The organism is Bdellovibrionota bacterium (genome assembly GCA_035292885.1).
Taxonomy (GTDB): domain Bacteria; phylum Bdellovibrionota_G; class JALEGL01; order JALEGL01; family DATDPG01; genus DATDPG01.
Genome location: DATDPG010000112.1, coordinates 1 through 15,135 on the forward strand (window position 1 = coordinate 1; position 15,135 = coordinate 15,135).

Below are 15,135 nucleotides of genomic sequence, written 5' to 3' on the forward strand. Positions count from 1 at the left end.
CCACCGCCGCAGCCGCAGCGCCCGCAGTCGCAGCCGCCGGGCCGGCCACCGCTACCGGCGCCGCCGAAACACCGAACTTCTTTTCCAGAAGCTCCACCAAGTCCTTCAATTCGAGCACAGTCATCGATTCGATAAACTGCACCAGTTCGTCATTGGACATCTTCGTACCCATGTTCACTTCCTCCAGTTGTTACGAGCCCTGCTCTTCCTTTTTTCTCCGGACCGCATCGAGGGCATAGACCAGCTTCCGAAGTACCCCGGATAGGGCATAAACCACACCTGCGTACGGCGCCTGCAATGAACCGCAAAGCCGCGCAAGCAAAACCTCGCGGCTCGGTACGGTAGCCAACGCCTTGACCTCTTCCTTGGTCATCCGCTTTCCACCCAGAACGCCGGCGCGGATCACCAGCTTCCCTTCATCCTTGGCAAAATCAACGAGCGCTTTCGCCATGACCACCGGGTCGGTCGCCGTGTACGCCAAAGCGGTCGGCCCGGTAAAATCATCCTTCAACACTTCAAACGAGGTTCCCGAAATCGCCCGAACGGCCAAGGTGTTCTTGATCACCTGAAAACCGATCTTTTGTTTTCGAAGTTCTCTCCGCAACATGGTGAGCTTTTCGACATTGATTCCCTTGTATTCAGTTAAGACCGCCGCCTGAGCCGCCTTCAGGTGACCTGAAAAATCCTGAACCCAATGTTCTTTTTCGAGGCGATGAACACTAGGCATGGGAACCTCCTTCCCCGGTCATGAAGGCAGCGGCATCCAATCGAATCCCCGGCCCCATGGTGGGCGAAATCGTAATGCTGCGAAGGTAAAGGCCTTTGGAAGTCGCCGGTTTGGCTTTCACGATCGACTCCATCAACGCAGTCACGTTCTCGCGAATTTGTTCCGCCGCAAACGACATCTTGCCGACCAACGTGTGCACATTTCCCGCTTTGTCGACCTTGAAATCGACCTTTCCTTTCCGGACGTCTTTCACGGCCTTCCCCACTTCAAACGTCACGGTTCCGACCTTGGGGTTCGGCATCAGTCCTTTGGGACCCAGGATGCTCCCGAGTTTGCCGACGGCGCCCATCATATCGGGCGTGGCGATCAACTTATCGAAATCGAGCCATCCCCCTTTGATCTTTTCGATCATATCCTCGGCTCCCACAAAATCCGCCCCGGCATCTTTGGCCTCTTTCTCCTTCTCCCCTTTGGCGATCACGAGGACGCGCACGGTTCTTCCCGTGCCGTGGGGAAGCAATACCGATCCCCGCACCATTTGATCCGCATGTTTGGGATCCACGCCGAGGTGAAGACTTAAATCGATCGTTTCATCGAACTTCGGAACGGTCATTCCCTTCAAAACGGTGACCGCGTCCTCCAGGCGGTACTTCTTCGCACGATTCACCTTTTGTGCGTTGTTCGAATATCGTTTTCCGAGTTTCGGCATTGTCGTAACTCCTTAGTCCACGACCTCTAGACCCATGCTCCGGGCGCTCCCCTCGATCGACCGCATGGCCGTTTCCAAGGTCGCCGCCGTCATATCCTGCATCTTGAGCTTGGCGATCTCTTCGATCTGCTTCCGCCGGACCTTTCCGACCTTTTCTTTGTTCGGCACACCCGATCCCTTTTCGATTCCCGCGGCCTTTTTCAACAGATCGGAAGCGGGCGGAGTCTTCGTGATGAACGTAAACGATCGGTCGACGTAAATCGTGATGACCACCGGAATGATCGTCCCCTCTTGCGCCTGGGTCTTGGCGTTAAACTGTTTGCAGAATTCCATAATATTGACCCCGTGTTGTCCCAGCGCCGGACCGATCGGGGGCGCCGGATTGGCCTTCCCCGCGGGAATCTGCAGTTTCACCGAAGTTTGAATCTTTTTTCCTACCGCCATCGCCGACCTCAGTTCTTTTCCACCTGGGCGTAGTCGAGCTCCACAGGCGTGGACCGTCCGAAGATGCTCACCAACACGCGCAGTTTTCCTTTTTCGGGCTTCACCTCGTCGACCATGCCGTTGAAATTCTGGAACGGCCCTTCGATGACCCGAACGCTTTCGCCTTTTTCAAAGGTGGTCTTAAGCTTCGGCCGGAGAGTCCCCTCCGTGATTTGCGCCGTAAGTCTCGACACTTCTTTTTCCGGAACCGCCGGCGGTTTGGATCCGCCTCCCACGAAACCGGTGACCTTCGGCGTGTTTTTCACGATGTGCCAGGTTTCGTCGTTCAAAATCATTTTCACCAGGATGTAGCCCGGGAAGAACTTCCTTCGAGTGGTCTTCTTTTCCCCTTTGACCATCTCCACGACGTCTTCCTGCGGAATGAGAACCTCACCGAAGAAATCCTTCTTCCCCATGGCGGCGACCCGCTCTTCGAGAGCCTGTTTGGCCTTGTTTTCGAAACCCGAATACGTGTGAACGACGTACCATTTCTGCACGGCAGGTCGCTCCGCTTTCGGCTCCTCGGTCGGGGCCGCCGGCGTCGCTTTCTCCGATACCTCGGACTCAACACCCGCCGGCGTTTCCGCTTCGGGCGCCGTGTTCTCTTCTTCCGTCGCCGAAGACACCGGCTCCGCGTTCTCTGTTTCCTGTTCCGTCACTTCGATCCTCTCGAGCGAAAAGCTAAATACGAAGGAGAAAGCCGATCAACCGATTGCACATCCAGTCGAAGACTCCCAAGATGACCGCCATCAGCATCACGCAAATCACGACGACCACCGTCGACAATGTCGCGTCTTTTCGGGGAGGCCACGACACCTTGTGAAGCTCCTGCATCACTTCGATCGTGAACGTGTCCACCTTGGGTTGCCGAACGTAGACGTAAGCGAAGAGTGACACCGCCACGACCGAAATCACCGCCGTCACCGGCAGCTGCGCGATTCCCATCACGGGCGGATTGGGCAAACGCAGGTACCCCACCAGGATCACGAGAACGTTGTTCAGCACCCACGACAAAAGCAACGTGGCAATGATGTAACTTAGATAAATCCACTTCCGGTCGCTTTCCATTCCCTACTTCGTTTCTTTGTGAACGATGTGCTTTCGGCAGAAGCGGCAGTATTTCTTCCGCTGCAACTTCTCCGTGTTCGTTTTCTTGTTCTTCGTCGTGGAGTAGTTGCGACGCTTACATTGCGTGCACTCAAGCTGAATGATGCTGTACATCCACCATCCCCCTACTCGACCACCTCCGACACCACTCCGGCGCCGACCGTTCGTCCGCCTTCACGGATGGCGAATCGGCTCTCCTTTTCCATGGCGATCGGTGTGATCAGTTCCACTTCCACGGCGATGTTGTCTCCGGGCATGACCATTTCCACGTTGGCGGGAAGAGTGCACACTCCGGTCACGTCCGTGGTTCGGAAGTAAAACTGCGGCCGGTATCCTTTGAAGAACGGCGTATGCCGCCCTCCCTCTTCCTTCGTCAAAATATAGGTCGTCGCCTTGAATTTCTTGTGCGGCGTGATGGAACCCGGCTTACCCAACACCTGGCCGCGCTCGACGTCTTCGCGCTTAATACCACGGAGCAGAGCTCCGATGTTGTCGCCCGCCTGACCCGAGTCGAGGAGTTTCTTGAACATCTCCACGCCGGTCACGACGGTCTTCGTGGTCGGTCGCAATCCGACGATTTCCACTTCATCGCCCACCTTCACCTGCCCGCGCTCCACACGGCCCGTGACGACGGTTCCACGACCTTCGATCGAGAACACGTCTTCCACGGGGAGAAGGAACGGCTTGTCGATGTCTCGAACCGGCTGCGGAATGTGGGCGTCCAACGCTTTCATCAGTTCCCAAATGGGCTCGGCGCCCTTTCCGGTCGAATCGCTGATCGCTTTGGTCGCGCTGCCGCGAATGACCGGGATCTTGTCGCCCGGGAAGTTGTACTTCGTAAGAAGCTCGCGAACCTCCAACTCGACGAGAGAAAGCAGCTCCTCGTCTTCCACGAGGTCGCATTTGTTCATGAACACCACGATCGCCGGAACGTTGACCTGACGCGCGAGAAGAATGTGCTCGCGGGTCTGGGGCATCGGACCATCGGCCGCGCTGACCACCAGGATGGCGCCGTCCATCTGCGCCGCTCCGGAAATCATGTTCTTGACGTAATCCGCGTGTCCCGGGCAGTCGATGTGCGCGTAGTGGCGCTTTTCGGTCTCGTATTCCACATGCGCCAAAGCGACGGTCAGAATCTTCGTGGGATCCCGGCGGAAGCTTTTCGCATCGGCTTTGGCGATTTCATCGTACGACTTGGAAGTCGCCAACTTCTTTGTAGAGAGCACCTTGGTGATGGCCGCCGTTAGCGTCGTCTTTCCGTGGTCGACGTGCCCGATTGTGCCCACGTTAACGTGTGGTTTCGTCCGTTCAAATTTTTGTTTCGACATGTGTTCTCTTCTCCTGTTGTTTTCAACCTAAACTGTTTCCTTCACCTCAATGCTCACTGGAGCCCACGATCGGAATCGAACCGATGACCTCTTCCTTACCAAGGAAGTGCTCTACCTACTGAGCTACATGGGCTGCACGGCTAGTCTTTTTTCCGTCTAGCTTCGTTCTCGCCGACTCGAAATCCTCACATACGAACTACTGTATGCTCCGGTTTCTCGTCGTCTGCGGCCTCGCTAGCCGGAAAAAACCCTGCGCCTTACTCGCCAATCCTCCTAACAAATCCTCCGCACTCACGACCGCCCAAAATTGGAGCGGGGAACGGGATTCGAACCCGCGACCCTCAGCTTGGAAGGCTGATGCTCTAGCCAGCTGAGCTACCCCCGCCTGGCTAACGGCTTGTCTTTTTCGCGCCTGTCTTCGTTCGTCACCCGCGCGGCCTCGCCAGTCGAAAAAATTACGTCGCCTTTTTCCTTCCTAGCTGGCCGCCAAAAATCCTGCGCCTTACTTACCAAACCTCCTCTTCGCCATTCGACCTTCGCTCTCTTGGTGGAGAGGGAAGGATTCGAACCTTCGAAGGCCGGAGCCGGCAGATTTACAGTCTGCTCCCTTTGACCACTCGGGTACCTCTCCTCTTGGCACGGCTTGTCTTTTTGCCGCCCAGCTTCGTTCTCCCTCCTCGAAAATCCTCACAGGCCTTCCAGGCATGCTCCGGTTTTCTCGTCGGTCGGGCCTCGCTGGCCGGCAAAAATCCTGCGCCTTTTTCTGCACAGTTTGGCCCGCCATACGGACAAAACGCCTTCACCTCTCGCGCCGTAAATGCGGCTGCCTCAAACAAAAAAATCAAATATCCCGTTTCCACATGGAGCTGGCGATGGGACTTGAACCCGCAACCTGCTGATTACAAATCAGCTGCTCTACCATTGAGCTACGCCAGCGGGATTTCTATCCTGTTCCTGCTCCTAAATTTGTGGAATCGAAGCGGGCGTTTGTAGGTCAAATTGCTAGATGTGTCAAGCAAGAAACAAATAAAATAATTCAGCTTTTTGCCTTTTTGCGAGCTCGTTGTTTTGAAATTTCATAGACCGCAACAGCTCCGGCAACCGCCGCGTTCAAAGCCTCTCCTTTCCCGGGTAAAGATGCCATTTCATCGCATTTCTTCGCGGTTAGGTTCCGGAGCCCCGAGCCTTCGCTTCCGACCACTAACATCACCGGAGATTTCGCAAAATCTAATGATTCCAGAGGCTTTTCTGCGTCCGCGGCCAACCCCACACACCAGATTCCCCCTTCGCGGCACGCGTCGAGCTCGCGTGCGAGATTCGCCGCCCGGACAATCGGCAAGGAAAAGAGGGTTCCCGCCGAGGCCTTGGCAACGCTTCCCGTCAAAGGCGCCGCCCGATCGCGGGCCATTAGAACGAGGCTTCCCCCGAAAAAATGGGTGGACCGAATCAGGGATCCGACATTCTGGGGATCCTGAATCTCGTCCATCGCGATTCCGAGAAATGCGTCGGTCGAAAAGCCGGAGGACTCGAGCCAATCGGACACGCTGTCCCAGGTGTCGAGGCTGGCTCGAATTCCAAGATTTTGGGATTTATCACTCCCCAGTTTATCGGCCAAGGCGTTGCGATTCATCCGCCGGACCGGGATCCTCTCTGACTCGACTCTTTTTAGGATATCGGCGGCCGAGGCTGGAACCGGATCCGACACGAAAATCTCGTGAACTCGCGCAGTGGACGACGCCAGCGCCGACTTCACGACGTGCGTGCCCCACGCAAAAATTTCAAGCGAAGCCATGAAAACTCACTGAGCCGAAAATTGCGTGACGAATCCCTCTCCGAACCCCTTGGCTGCAAGATCCTTCGCAGCCCCATCCGCCTTGGTCCGATCCGCATAAGGACCGACAAACACCCGGTGCCATTCCTGTTTCCCCTTCGTTCCGCTCCTCGCGAACGCCGGGAATCCCTGGTTCTTGAGGGAATCGATCAACTCATGCGCCTTGCCGATATCGCGAAAAGCGCTGACTTGAACGACCATCGTTCCTTTTCCGCCGGGTATCTTCGACTCCTCGTCCGATATCGCGATGGCCCGCGCCGCCTTGGATTCCATTTTCGGTTCGACCTTCGCTACTTTCGGCGTCGGCTCTTGCGCTTCCAGTGCACGGCCGGCCGTGGGTTGTTCTTCTTTCAACGTTTTGAAGAAGGTCAGCTCCTCCTGCGCCGGATGTGGAGGGGTAACCGACAGTCCCGTTTCCGCTGGGTTGCCGGAAATCGCCTGTTTCGCCCGACTCCAGCCGAGGTAATACGAAAAAGCGCAAAGGCCGAGCGAGACGAACGGAAATACAACCAGATAGACCAAACGAGAGCGGGTCATAATTGCGGAAAATTTTAAGCTGTTTTGGGGAGTTATCAACCCTCCTTCGTCGTATCCCACCGCCGGTCGGTTTGATATCATGGTAGGAAGGATTCATGGAACGACGAGGGGAAGATCCCCGGGAAGAATCCCTGGGGCTGGCTCAATTAAAGCAGGTTATCGCATCACTCGAACGAATGATTCGTTCCCAGCGGCTCTACGCCTCCAACAATCCCATTCTCGTCAAACACCAGCAGGATCTGTTCCAGCGGATGTCGAAATACCTTTCCAATTATGGAGAGACGGCGTTCGTGATCGAGCCGTTTCAAATGAGGGTGGGTGACGAGATCGTCTACACAAATGACAGCCGAGAAGAGAGTTTTGCTTTTCGCCTTTTCAATGACGGGGTTCGTACTCTCAAATTTCTGCCCGGTCTGACGCTCGAGGAACTAAATGAATTTGTAGCCGCGCTCAACGCCCCGCAAGGTGAAGAAGCGTCCGAACTCGATGCGGTCACGATTTTCTGGGAAACCGAATTTGAACACATTGAGTACACCGTCGCAGACGCCTTCACGGATGAACCGACATCGGACGACAAATCGGCGCAGGAGAAAGCGGAAGAGATCGTCGACCCCAACATGACCATGTACCGCGGGGCCGGCGGTGAGGCCGATGAAGACATCTATCACGATCTTAAAGTCACGCTGAACATGACCAGCGTCGGACAACTCTTCCAGGAACGATGCGTCCTCACGCCGGATGAACTGGAAAAAGTTCGTGAAGAAATCATTCAATGCGACCGGCCCGAGCGGCTCGTTCTCGATTTCGTCGACATGGTGCTGGCCGTCCTTCAGGAAGAACGCGACGTCGACGAGTTCGAAAAGACACTGGCCGCGCTCGGCAGCATTTTGGACAACAATTTGATGCATGGAAGGCTTCATATCGCCCGAATGGCGATGGAGCAGGTTCATCAGTTCCCCCGCCGACCCATTGAAATGGCCAAGGCGGATCCGAACATTCTTCCGCGGACGCTGAAGCTTTTGTGGACTACGGAACGGACCGACCTTTTCTTCCAGGCGCTCAATCAAGAACCGACCGGCAGCGCCGAGGATATTGAAATGCTGGTAGCCATGATGGATCCGATGGCCCTTCCTTATCTTTTGAAAGCGGTCGTCCGAGTGGTCGATCCCAATCGTCGCCGGATCGTCTGTCACGGAATCGCCCGGCTTCACCGCGGCGATCTCGGGATCTACTTGCCGATGCTCTCTTCCAAGGATCCCGACATCATCCGTTCGGCGATTTACATACTTTCCGCAATCCGCCACGAGAAAGTAACGGACCTTCTGGGGTCCCTGATTCAACATCCGGACCTCTCGATTCGTAAGGAAGCCATCGCCGTTCTTCGGAATTTTCAAACCCCGAAGGCGTTTCGAATGCTCGGCAATCTTCTCAACGATTCGAATCTCGAAATCCGCCTTCTGGCCCTGCGGATTTTAGCCGCGTCGAAAGACCGGGACGTCGCGATGCAACTGACCTCGACGATCAACCGGGAAGATTTCCGTGAAAAGAGTCTTCAGGAGCGAAAAACTTACTACTACGCGGCCGGCAAGATTCTGGGCGACGAATTCGTAGGGTTTCTGGAAGGAATTCTTGAAACCAAGAGCTGGTTTCGCCGGCCGGAGCTGGAGGAATTATACCAGTGCGCGACATTCGCGTTGAGCGTGATCGCCTCGCCGAAAGCCAAGGCTGTGCTCGAACGATTCGCCCGGTCGAAAAACAAAAGTGTCCGACGCTTCAGCGAAGCGGCGCTGCGGGCATTGGCGGGAGGAGCGGCGGCTGCGGCTTCGTAGAAGCAGATGACACCCGACCGTTCCAAAAAATTGGTCAATCAGCTCTTCATGCTGTTCAAGACGGCGCAGATTCACGACCCCGCGAATCGAGCGTTCCAGCAGCCACTCGAGCAGTTTCGTCAGACGCTGAACGAAACGATCTCGGCCGAAGGATCGCTTACACTCGAATCGGTGGAGATGAGCCTCTATTTGAACGAGGCCAAGATCCGCACCGACATTTCCACGTTCGGCACGTTTCAATACCTGCAGGACGAGTTTTTTCAGAAAAACGTGGGAGGCATTCGTTTCGTCAGCTGTCCTTCCCTCCAGGAGCTGACCCAGTTTGTCCGACTTATTGTCCGGGGCAACGATCCCACGCGGATCGGCGCCGAGGCGCTCAACTCAGCCCTCACGGACCAGCAAATCGGAAATATCGAATTTCTCGAGCGGGCGGAGAAGGCGACGACATCCTCGGACCAGGCCACCCAAAAAACGGAGCACAAGCGTCGAGCGCTGAAGAACTACGTGAAAGCCATCGACCTCGTTCGGGATTCCTCCTTCCGGATCGCCAAAGCCAAAGCGGTGGATACACGTAAAGCAAAACGCATCGTCTACGACCTGGTCGACATCTGCATCTCCGAGGGGTTTTCCTTCCTCGGGCTTTCCAGCATCAAGAACTACGATGAGTACACGTACAATCACTCGGTCAATGTCTGCATCGTCTCCATCGGGTTTGGAAAGAACCTGGGACTCTCGAAAAAGCAGATCGGCGAGCTCGGGATCGCCGGCCTCTACCACGATTACGGAAAGCTCTCGATCCCGCGCGAGATTCTGAACAAACCGGGCCGTTTCGATCCGCACGAGTGGGAGATTATGAAAACCCACCCCCTGAAATCGATCAAAACACTTCTGTCCCAAAAGGAAATCCAGGAGACCGATATTAAGAAGATGATCGCCGCGTTCGAGCACCATCGGAACTATGATTGCACCGGCTATCCGCAGACCGGCGTGAAGAAGGAAATGAATTTTTACTCCAAAGTCGTGGCGATTGCGGATGCGTACGACGCCATGACCACCAATCGCGTCTATCAGCGGGCCATGCTTCCGACGTACGCCCTGAAAATATTGGTCGACAACGGCGGAACGAAGTTCGACCCGATTCTGGTGAAGGCCTTCATCAACACGGTCGGCATGTATCCGGTCGGATCCCTATTGCGGATGACGAACGGCTCGTTGGCCGTCGTCACCGCCGAGAACAAGGATCCCTCCAAGCTGGACCGGCCCTTTGTGCGAATCGCGGTGGATTCCCAAGGCAACCGACTGGAACAGGGTCCTGAAATCGACCTGGCCGATCCCGCCATGGGCGCCGGCTGGGACATCTCCACCATCTTGCGGCCCGAGGAATACCGGATCAACGTCGCTCATTATCTGTTCGGCGACATCGCCGAATCCATGAAGCCGGCAACATCTAACTAACTCAAGAATGAGTTTGGGCTCCGGTCTCGCCGTGCACCCCCATTGCTCGGTTAATTATCGTCAGGGGGATGCCCGCATCCCCCTGACAACCCCCGCGCTCATGCCTGGCAAAGCCAGATCCTTCGCGTGCTCGCAATGGGGACCCCCGGCTCGCCACCCAAACTCATTCTTAAATTGAGCCTGCACTGCCAGTTCTTCGGAATACGTCCAAGACGGGGACGGTCGTTCGATCGATGAGCAACGTGTGAAGTCCGACCAGAGTTTTTTGTCATCTTTAGGGTGTTGTTAAAACAAGCGTGCACATGATATGAGAGCCGCCAATGGCTCGGGATGACCTAGTCTTGATTGAAGGAACCGTCGTGGAAGTGCTGGCGGGCGGCAATTTTGCCATTGAAGGAGCCAAGGGAATCCGCATCAACGCGAAGTTGGCCGGCAAACTCCGCCGCAGACATATCCGCGTCATCCTGGGCGACCGCGTGACCGTCGGCGTTTCGCCGTACGACCCCACGCACGGCCTCATCACTTATCGGGGCCGCGATCCAGCGCTCGGCCCGGAATAAACAAAAAAAGTTGTATTAAAACTTTTTAAGCTTTTCGTCATTTTCAACCCGGGCGGCATAAACCTCGCTATATTTTCCATTCGCGACAGATGTTTACGTAACTGTTGACAATTTTGTGAACACTTCGGTATACTTCGATGGAAGGTATAGAATGCCGAAAAGCCACGCCACAACCGTTCGGATCAGTCCATCGGCTCGAAAGACCTTAGAGGAAATCTCGCATCACTCGGGCGAAGACTTTGTTACGGTGCTCGATCAAGCGTTGGAGGATCTCAAACGCAAACAGTTTCTCGAACGTGTCAACGCCGCTTATGGAACGGCCAAGAAAGCCCGAAAGCAGCAACGGAACGACGCCGAGGTTTGGGATTCGACCGCGGCCGATGGCCTGGATCCCTGGTAACGGTCATGTCCGACGTTTTGCCGGCGCGTGGCGAAGTTTGGGTCGTGGACTTGAATCCCATTCGAGGTCACGAACAAGCCGGACTGCGACCGGCCTTGATACTCTCCGACGATACTTTTAATCATGGGCCTGCCGACCTGGTGGTGGTTGTGCCGATGACTCGAACGGATCGCCGGATCCCTCTGCACGTGGAAGTTTCACCGCCGGAAGGCGGGCTGAAAACAAGGAGCTTTGTCATGTGCGAAATGCTTCGCTCCATCACGAAAAGCCGGCTTCGCAAGAGATGGGGGCGACTGTCAGAGCCTAAACTCGCCGCAGTTGAGGAACGCGTCCGGATCTTGCTTGGTTTGTAACCACTCCCCGTCCACTACCTCCAGGAAACGCGCGCTTCACCCGGCGCGGGGATCACGCGACCGATCTCCCGGGCGCCAGCAGAGAGCCGAAGTGCCCTGCTGAGATCAGATCGGCCGACAACAAAGATAAAACCAACCCCCATATTAAACGTTCGGTACATTTCCCGATCGGTAATCCGTCCCCGTTCCTGAAGATATCGAAAAATCGGCGGGACTTTCCAAGCGGAACGGTCGATTTCAGCGCTGGTTCCCCGCGGAAAAACCCGCGGAAGATTTCCTTCGATCCCGCCGCCGGTGATATGCGCCATCGCTTTGATTCGCACTTTTTTCATCAGCGAAAGAATCTCCCGCACGTAGATTCGCGTCGGCCGCAAGAGTTCTTCACCTAACGTCTTTCCGTTCAGCACCGCCGGACGAGATCGGAGAGATAATCCGTTCCGTTTCAATACGGCCCGGACCAGCGAATAACCGTTGGAATGAACACCGCTGGACGGCCATCCGACGATGGCGTCCCCCGGCCGGACCTTTTGACCATCGATAATTCCGTTGGATTCCACGACGCCGACGCAAAATCCCGCCAAGTCAAAATCGCCGCTGCGATAGACTTTGGGCATTTCCGCCGTCTCGCCTCCCACGAGCGCGCAGCCCGCTTGGCGGCAACCTGCGGCCACCCCCGCAATCAGATCGCGGCCCATCCTAAGATTGAGATGGCCGGTGGCGAAGTAGTCCAAAAAGACGAGAGGTTCGGCACCCAGTGTGAGAATGTCGTTGACGGACATCGCCACCAGGTCGATCCCGACGGTGTCGAATTTCTTCATTTCCTTGGCGAAGAGAACCTTGGTCCCGACGCCGTCCGTGGACGTCACGAGGACGGGCGAACGGTATTTTCTGGGGAGGCGAGACAAGGCCGCAAAGCCGCCCACCGAAGCCATGACCTCCGCGCGCTCCGTCCGTTTGGCCAAAGGGGCGATCAGATCGACCAGTCGGTCTCCCCTGGAGACGCTCACGCCCGCTTTTGAATACGTCAGTGATTTGCCCGCCATGGAAGGGTAGATATTATGTGCAGTCCTTTTGGACGTCACATGAAATTCCTTCGTTTCATAAAGAAAGCGTTGCGGCGTTATCTCCTGGTCGGCGTGATCGTCACGGTTCCTTTCGTCGTCACGCTCAAGTTTCTTCTTTTCTTCATCGACTATCTCGACAATCTCTTGGCGATCGAACAAGGAAGATTCCTTTGGGTGATTCCCGTCGAGTTTCACCCCGATTTTGTTTTCGGTTTCCATGTGCGGGGATTGGGTGTCGTTTTTACGTTCGTCGTGATCCTCATCGTCGGCATTTTGAGCCGTAATTATTTCGGCCATCTCCTCATTCGGTGGGGGGACCGCATCGTCGGACGGATTCCCCTCGCCCGCGTCGTTTACAACGTCGTCAAGGAATTCCTCGAGACCTATGTTTCGATGGATAAAGAACACTACGCGCGCGTCGTCCTGGTCGAGTTTCCGCGCAAAGGGATTTACACGATCGGCCTCGTCACCGGCGTGCCTATCGAAGAAATCAAAGCCCATATGGGCGAAAAGGTGCTCAATGTCTTCGTCCCCACCTCTCCCAGCCCGGTGAACGGTTTTTATCTGGCCGTACCCGAAAAAGAACTGATCGATCTGGACATGACCGTGGAAGATGCGTTCAAGGTCATCATGTCTGGCGGCTTGGTCTCGCCGGGCAACACCAAACCTTCCCGCGCGACCCATGGCCGAAGAAAATAAGAGCGGTCTTAAAATCGTCGCCGTAAACCGGCATGCGCGCCACGATTTCTTTATCCTGGAATCATTCGAAGCGGGGATCGAACTCAAAGGAAGCGAGGTCAAATCGATCCGTGAAGGCACGGTGAACTTGAAAGAGGGCTTTGCCCACGTGCATAAGCGGGAGATTCTTTTGGAGGGCGTTCATATCAGCCCCTACTCGCACGCGAATCAGTTCGGCCACGAGCCTGTCCGGACGCGCCGCCTTCTTATGCACCGGCGTGAAATCAACCGTATCGAAGCCGATCTCCAGCAACAGCGACTTACGCTGGTTCCCTTGCGGTTGTACTTCAAAAAGGGACGGGTCAAGGTCGAGATCGGCCTGGCTAAAGGGAAAAAACTCCACGATAAACGAGAAGCGATCAAGGAAAAGGAATCCATACGGTCGATGGAGAGAGCCCAGCGCAGCCGAAAACCATGAACGTGCGCCGAGATCCCGTCTGCGGAATGTCGGTGGACGAGAGCCGTGCCGCTGCTCGGGCCGAGCATCGGGGTAAAGCGTATTTCTTTTGCAGTTTGCACTGCAAGGAAGCCTTTCTAAAAAATCCTCGTCTCTATTTGGAACCCCGTCCCCCGACCTCGCTTCCTGCACGTCCGACGGCCTCCAACCCCGCTCGGGGAATGTACACCTGTCCGATGCACCCTGAGATCGTGAAAACGGGGCCCGGACCGTGTCCCAAATGCGGGATGGCGTTAGAGCCCCTGGAGCCACAAATCGACGCGAAGGAGGATCCCGAACTCCACTACATGACACTTCGGTTCTGGATCTGCCTTGGCCTCACCGTTCCCCTTTTCGTCCTTTCCATGAGCGGTATGACATCCGCTTCGCTCTGGACGGTTTGGACCCAGTTTGCTCTCGCCACGCCCGTCGTTCTCTGGGGGGCGAAACCTTTCCTTGAGCGAGCCTGGGCTTCGCTGCGCCATCGAAGCCCCAATATGTTTACGCTGATCGCAATGGGAGTCGGCGTCGCCTACGTGTACAGCGTCGTCGCAACCCTTTTCCCTCGTTTTTTTCCCGCATCGTTCCACGATCCGCACGGACATGTTCCGATCTATTTTGAATCGGCCGCAGTCATCGTCACGCTGGTTCTTTTGGGACAGGTTCTCGAGCTCCGCGCTCGTTATCGCACCTCGGGAGCCGTCCGCTCTCTCCTGACGCTCGTGCCGAACGCCGCCCGCCTCATTCTCAAAGGAGAAGAAACCGACGTGCCGATCGAACAGATCCGGCCCGGAGATCGTCTCCGAATTCGGCCGGGCGAGAGAATTCCGATCGATGGGATCGTCGAAGGAGGCCATTCGTCCATCGACGAATCCATGATCACGGGCGAGCCGATTCCGGTGGAGAAGAGCGCAGGCGACCGGGTAATCGGCGGCACGCTGAATGCCGTGGGGGCATTGATTGTGCGAGCCGAACGAACGGGAGAGCAGACGGTTCTGGCTCAAATCGTTCGATGGGTCGGCGAGGCCCAGCGAAGCCGCGCCCCGATTCAGAAATTAGCCGACGCCGTAGCCGGTTATTTTGTCCCGGCCGTCATTGGAACGGCAACCCTTACGTTTGTTTTGTGGGTAGGATTCGGGCCGGAGCCGCGTTGGATTTACGCCATGGTCACCGCCGTTTCGGTTTTGTTGATCGCTTGTCCCTGTGCTCTGGGCTTGGCTACGCCGATGTCGATCATGGTCGGAACGGGGCGTGGAGCCACGGCGGGTGTTCTGGTGAAGGAAGCGGTGGCGCTGGAGCGCTTGGCTCAGATCGATACGCTGATCATCGATAAAACGGGGACATTAACGGAGGGAAAGCCAAGGCTTGCCTCGCTCTTCGCCGTCAAATCCGTAAACGAAGACGAACTTTTGCGTTTGGCGGGTAGTCTCGAACAGGCTAGCGAACACCCATTGGCGGCTGCCGTTATTCAAGAAGCCAAATCGAGAAAGTTGAGCCTATCTTCCGTAACCCAATTCGAGGCGACGGCGGGAAAAGGAGTCCGCGGTCTTGTGGATGGGAAATGGGTTGTCGTGGGGA

At 56.0% G+C, this 15,135-nt stretch carries 19 protein-coding genes and 4 tRNA genes; 8 read left to right on the forward strand and 15 right to left on the reverse strand.

The features are described from left to right. The 14 genes from rplL to VI895_09000 form a co-directional block, all read right to left on the reverse strand. On the reverse strand, positions 1 to 160 hold a 160-nt coding region (rplL, locus tag VI895_08935), incomplete at its 3' end, for a 50S ribosomal protein L7/L12 (protein ID HLG19922.1). 30 nt (positions 161 to 190) lie between these two features. Beyond that, complete coding sequence (gene rplJ, locus VI895_08940) at positions 191 to 727, reverse strand: 50S ribosomal protein L10 (protein ID HLG19923.1); 537 nt, start codon at positions 725 to 727, stop codon at positions 191 to 193. Beyond that, the gene (rplA, locus tag VI895_08945; protein HLG19924.1) at positions 720 to 1,436 is read right to left on the reverse strand and encodes a 50S ribosomal protein L1; all 717 of its coding nucleotides are present in this window, start codon (positions 1,434 to 1,436) and stop codon (positions 720 to 722) included. The genes rplJ and rplA overlap by 8 nt, the downstream gene beginning before the upstream one ends. Positions 1,437 to 1,448: 12 nt before the next feature. Further along, positions 1,449 to 1,880 carry a 50S ribosomal protein L11 gene (gene rplK, locus VI895_08950; GenBank protein ID HLG19925.1) on the reverse strand — a complete coding sequence of 144 codons (432 nt, stop codon included), beginning with the start codon at positions 1,878 to 1,880 and terminating at the stop codon, positions 1,449 to 1,451. Between the two features lie 8 nt (positions 1,881 to 1,888). Then, on the reverse strand, positions 1,889 to 2,416 hold the full coding sequence (nusG, locus tag VI895_08955; GenBank protein ID HLG19926.1) for a transcription termination/antitermination protein NusG: 528 nt from the start codon (positions 2,414 to 2,416) through the stop codon (positions 1,889 to 1,891). A gap of 184 nt (positions 2,417 to 2,600) precedes the next feature. Continuing rightward, positions 2,601 to 2,987, reverse strand: coding sequence for a preprotein translocase subunit SecE (gene secE / locus VI895_08960; protein ID HLG19927.1), 387 nt, complete (start codon positions 2,985 to 2,987; stop codon positions 2,601 to 2,603). Positions 2,988 to 2,990: 3 nt separating this feature from the next. Next, positions 2,991 to 3,140, reverse strand: a complete 150-nt coding sequence (gene rpmG, locus VI895_08965) for a 50S ribosomal protein L33 (GenBank protein ID HLG19928.1) — start codon at positions 3,138 to 3,140, stop codon at positions 2,991 to 2,993. A gap of 11 nt (positions 3,141 to 3,151) precedes the next feature. Next, positions 3,152 to 4,354, reverse strand: a complete 1,203-nt coding sequence (tuf, locus tag VI895_08970) for an elongation factor Tu (GenBank protein ID HLG19929.1) — start codon at positions 4,352 to 4,354, stop codon at positions 3,152 to 3,154. Positions 4,355 to 4,411: 57 nt separating this feature from the next. Next, positions 4,412 to 4,487, reverse strand: a tRNA-Thr gene (locus VI895_08975). Positions 4,488 to 4,662: 175 nt separating this feature from the next. Continuing rightward, positions 4,663 to 4,739: transfer RNA gene (locus VI895_08980), tRNA-Gly, on the reverse strand. A 160-nt stretch (positions 4,740 to 4,899) separates the two neighbouring features. Next, positions 4,900 to 4,985 (reverse strand) — tRNA-Tyr (locus tag VI895_08985). 230 nt (positions 4,986 to 5,215) lie between these two features. Continuing rightward, positions 5,216 to 5,290, reverse strand: a tRNA-Thr gene (locus VI895_08990). A 100-nt stretch (positions 5,291 to 5,390) separates the two neighbouring features. Continuing rightward, the gene (locus VI895_08995; GenBank protein ID HLG19930.1) at positions 5,391 to 6,146 is read right to left on the reverse strand and encodes an RNA methyltransferase; all 756 of its coding nucleotides are present in this window, start codon (positions 6,144 to 6,146) and stop codon (positions 5,391 to 5,393) included. A 6-nt stretch (positions 6,147 to 6,152) separates the two neighbouring features. Next, complete coding sequence (locus VI895_09000; protein ID HLG19931.1) at positions 6,153 to 6,722, reverse strand: SPOR domain-containing protein; 570 nt, start codon at positions 6,720 to 6,722, stop codon at positions 6,153 to 6,155. Positions 6,723 to 6,817: 95 nt separating this feature from the next. Here VI895_09000 and VI895_09005 point away from each other — a divergent pair, with 95 nt between their 5' ends. The 5 genes from VI895_09005 to VI895_09025 all read left to right on the forward strand — a co-directional run bounded on the left by VI895_09005 (position 6,818) and on the right by VI895_09025 (position 11,319). Beyond that, on the forward strand, positions 6,818 to 8,551 hold the full coding sequence (locus VI895_09005; protein HLG19932.1) for a HEAT repeat domain-containing protein: 1,734 nt from the start codon (positions 6,818 to 6,820) through the stop codon (positions 8,549 to 8,551). Positions 8,552 to 8,557: 6 nt separating this feature from the next. Further along, on the forward strand, positions 8,558 to 10,006 hold the full coding sequence (locus VI895_09010; protein ID HLG19933.1) for an HD-GYP domain-containing protein: 1,449 nt from the start codon (positions 8,558 to 8,560) through the stop codon (positions 10,004 to 10,006). A 320-nt stretch (positions 10,007 to 10,326) separates the two neighbouring features. Then, a complete protein-coding gene (gene infA, locus VI895_09015) occupies positions 10,327 to 10,566 on the forward strand; it encodes a translation initiation factor IF-1 (GenBank protein HLG19934.1) in 240 nt (79 codons plus the stop codon). 151 nt (positions 10,567 to 10,717) lie between these two features. Beyond that, positions 10,718 to 10,966 (forward strand): toxin-antitoxin system protein, encoded by a 249-nt coding sequence (locus VI895_09020; protein HLG19935.1) that lies wholly within the window; start codon positions 10,718 to 10,720, stop codon positions 10,964 to 10,966. A gap of 5 nt (positions 10,967 to 10,971) precedes the next feature. Then, positions 10,972 to 11,319, forward strand: coding sequence for a type II toxin-antitoxin system PemK/MazF family toxin (locus VI895_09025; GenBank protein ID HLG19936.1), 348 nt, complete (start codon positions 10,972 to 10,974; stop codon positions 11,317 to 11,319). Between the two features lie 14 nt (positions 11,320 to 11,333). Here the strand turns inward: VI895_09025 and purM are convergent, their stop codons facing one another. Beyond that, positions 11,334 to 12,362 carry a phosphoribosylformylglycinamidine cyclo-ligase gene (purM, locus tag VI895_09030; protein HLG19937.1) on the reverse strand — a complete coding sequence of 343 codons (1,029 nt, stop codon included), beginning with the start codon at positions 12,360 to 12,362 and terminating at the stop codon, positions 11,334 to 11,336. Between the two features lie 39 nt (positions 12,363 to 12,401). On the opposite strand from purM, the gene VI895_09035 reads away from it, so the two are divergent. The 3 genes from VI895_09035 to VI895_09045 all read left to right on the forward strand — a co-directional run. Continuing rightward, the gene (locus tag VI895_09035; GenBank protein HLG19938.1) at positions 12,402 to 13,082 is read left to right on the forward strand and encodes a DUF502 domain-containing protein; all 681 of its coding nucleotides are present in this window, start codon (positions 12,402 to 12,404) and stop codon (positions 13,080 to 13,082) included. Next, positions 13,066 to 13,539 (forward strand): SsrA-binding protein SmpB, encoded by a 474-nt coding sequence (gene smpB, locus VI895_09040; GenBank protein HLG19939.1) that lies wholly within the window; start codon positions 13,066 to 13,068, stop codon positions 13,537 to 13,539. The genes VI895_09035 and smpB overlap by 17 nt, the downstream gene beginning before the upstream one ends. Next, positions 13,536 to 15,135: heavy metal translocating P-type ATPase (locus VI895_09045; GenBank protein HLG19940.1), on the forward strand; the 1,600-nt coding region annotated here is incomplete at its 3' end. The genes smpB and VI895_09045, both read left to right, overlap by 4 nt.

What these genes read in the sequence shown, in the direction of transcription:
- rplJ (HLG19923.1), bottom strand. Translation starts at nt 727, where the DNA reads ATGCCTAGTGTTCATCGCCTCGAAAAAGAACATTGGGTTCAGGATTTT.
- rplA (HLG19924.1), bottom strand. Translation starts at nt 1,436, where the DNA reads ATGCCGAAACTCGGAAAACGATATTCGAACAACGCACAAAAGGTGAAT.
- rplK (HLG19925.1), bottom strand. Translation starts at nt 1,880, where the DNA reads ATGGCGGTAGGAAAAAAGATTCAAACTTCGGTGAAACTGCAGATTCCC.
- secE (HLG19927.1), bottom strand. Translation starts at nt 2,987, where the DNA reads ATGGAAAGCGACCGGAAGTGGATTTATCTAAGTTACATCATTGCCACG.
- rpmG (HLG19928.1), bottom strand. Translation starts at nt 3,140, where the DNA reads ATGTACAGCATCATTCAGCTTGAGTGCACGCAATGTAAGCGTCGCAAC.
- tuf (HLG19929.1), bottom strand. Translation starts at nt 4,354, where the DNA reads ATGTCGAAACAAAAATTTGAACGGACGAAACCACACGTTAACGTGGGC.
- VI895_08995 (HLG19930.1), bottom strand. Translation starts at nt 6,146, where the DNA reads ATGGCTTCGCTTGAAATTTTTGCGTGGGGCACGCACGTCGTGAAGTCG.
- VI895_09000 (HLG19931.1), bottom strand. Translation starts at nt 6,722, where the DNA reads ATGACCCGCTCTCGTTTGGTCTATCTGGTTGTATTTCCGTTCGTCTCG.
- VI895_09005 (HLG19932.1), top strand. Translation starts at nt 6,818, where the DNA reads ATGGAACGACGAGGGGAAGATCCCCGGGAAGAATCCCTGGGGCTGGCT.
- VI895_09010 (HLG19933.1), top strand. Translation starts at nt 8,558, where the DNA reads ATGACACCCGACCGTTCCAAAAAATTGGTCAATCAGCTCTTCATGCTG.
- infA (HLG19934.1), top strand. Translation starts at nt 10,327, where the DNA reads ATGGCTCGGGATGACCTAGTCTTGATTGAAGGAACCGTCGTGGAAGTG.
- VI895_09020 (HLG19935.1), top strand. Translation starts at nt 10,718, where the DNA reads ATGCCGAAAAGCCACGCCACAACCGTTCGGATCAGTCCATCGGCTCGA.
- VI895_09025 (HLG19936.1), top strand. Translation starts at nt 10,972, where the DNA reads ATGTCCGACGTTTTGCCGGCGCGTGGCGAAGTTTGGGTCGTGGACTTG.
- purM (HLG19937.1), bottom strand. Translation starts at nt 12,362, where the DNA reads ATGGCGGGCAAATCACTGACGTATTCAAAAGCGGGCGTGAGCGTCTCC.
- VI895_09035 (HLG19938.1), top strand. Translation starts at nt 12,402, where the DNA reads ATGAAATTCCTTCGTTTCATAAAGAAAGCGTTGCGGCGTTATCTCCTG.
- smpB (HLG19939.1), top strand. Translation starts at nt 13,066, where the DNA reads ATGGCCGAAGAAAATAAGAGCGGTCTTAAAATCGTCGCCGTAAACCGG.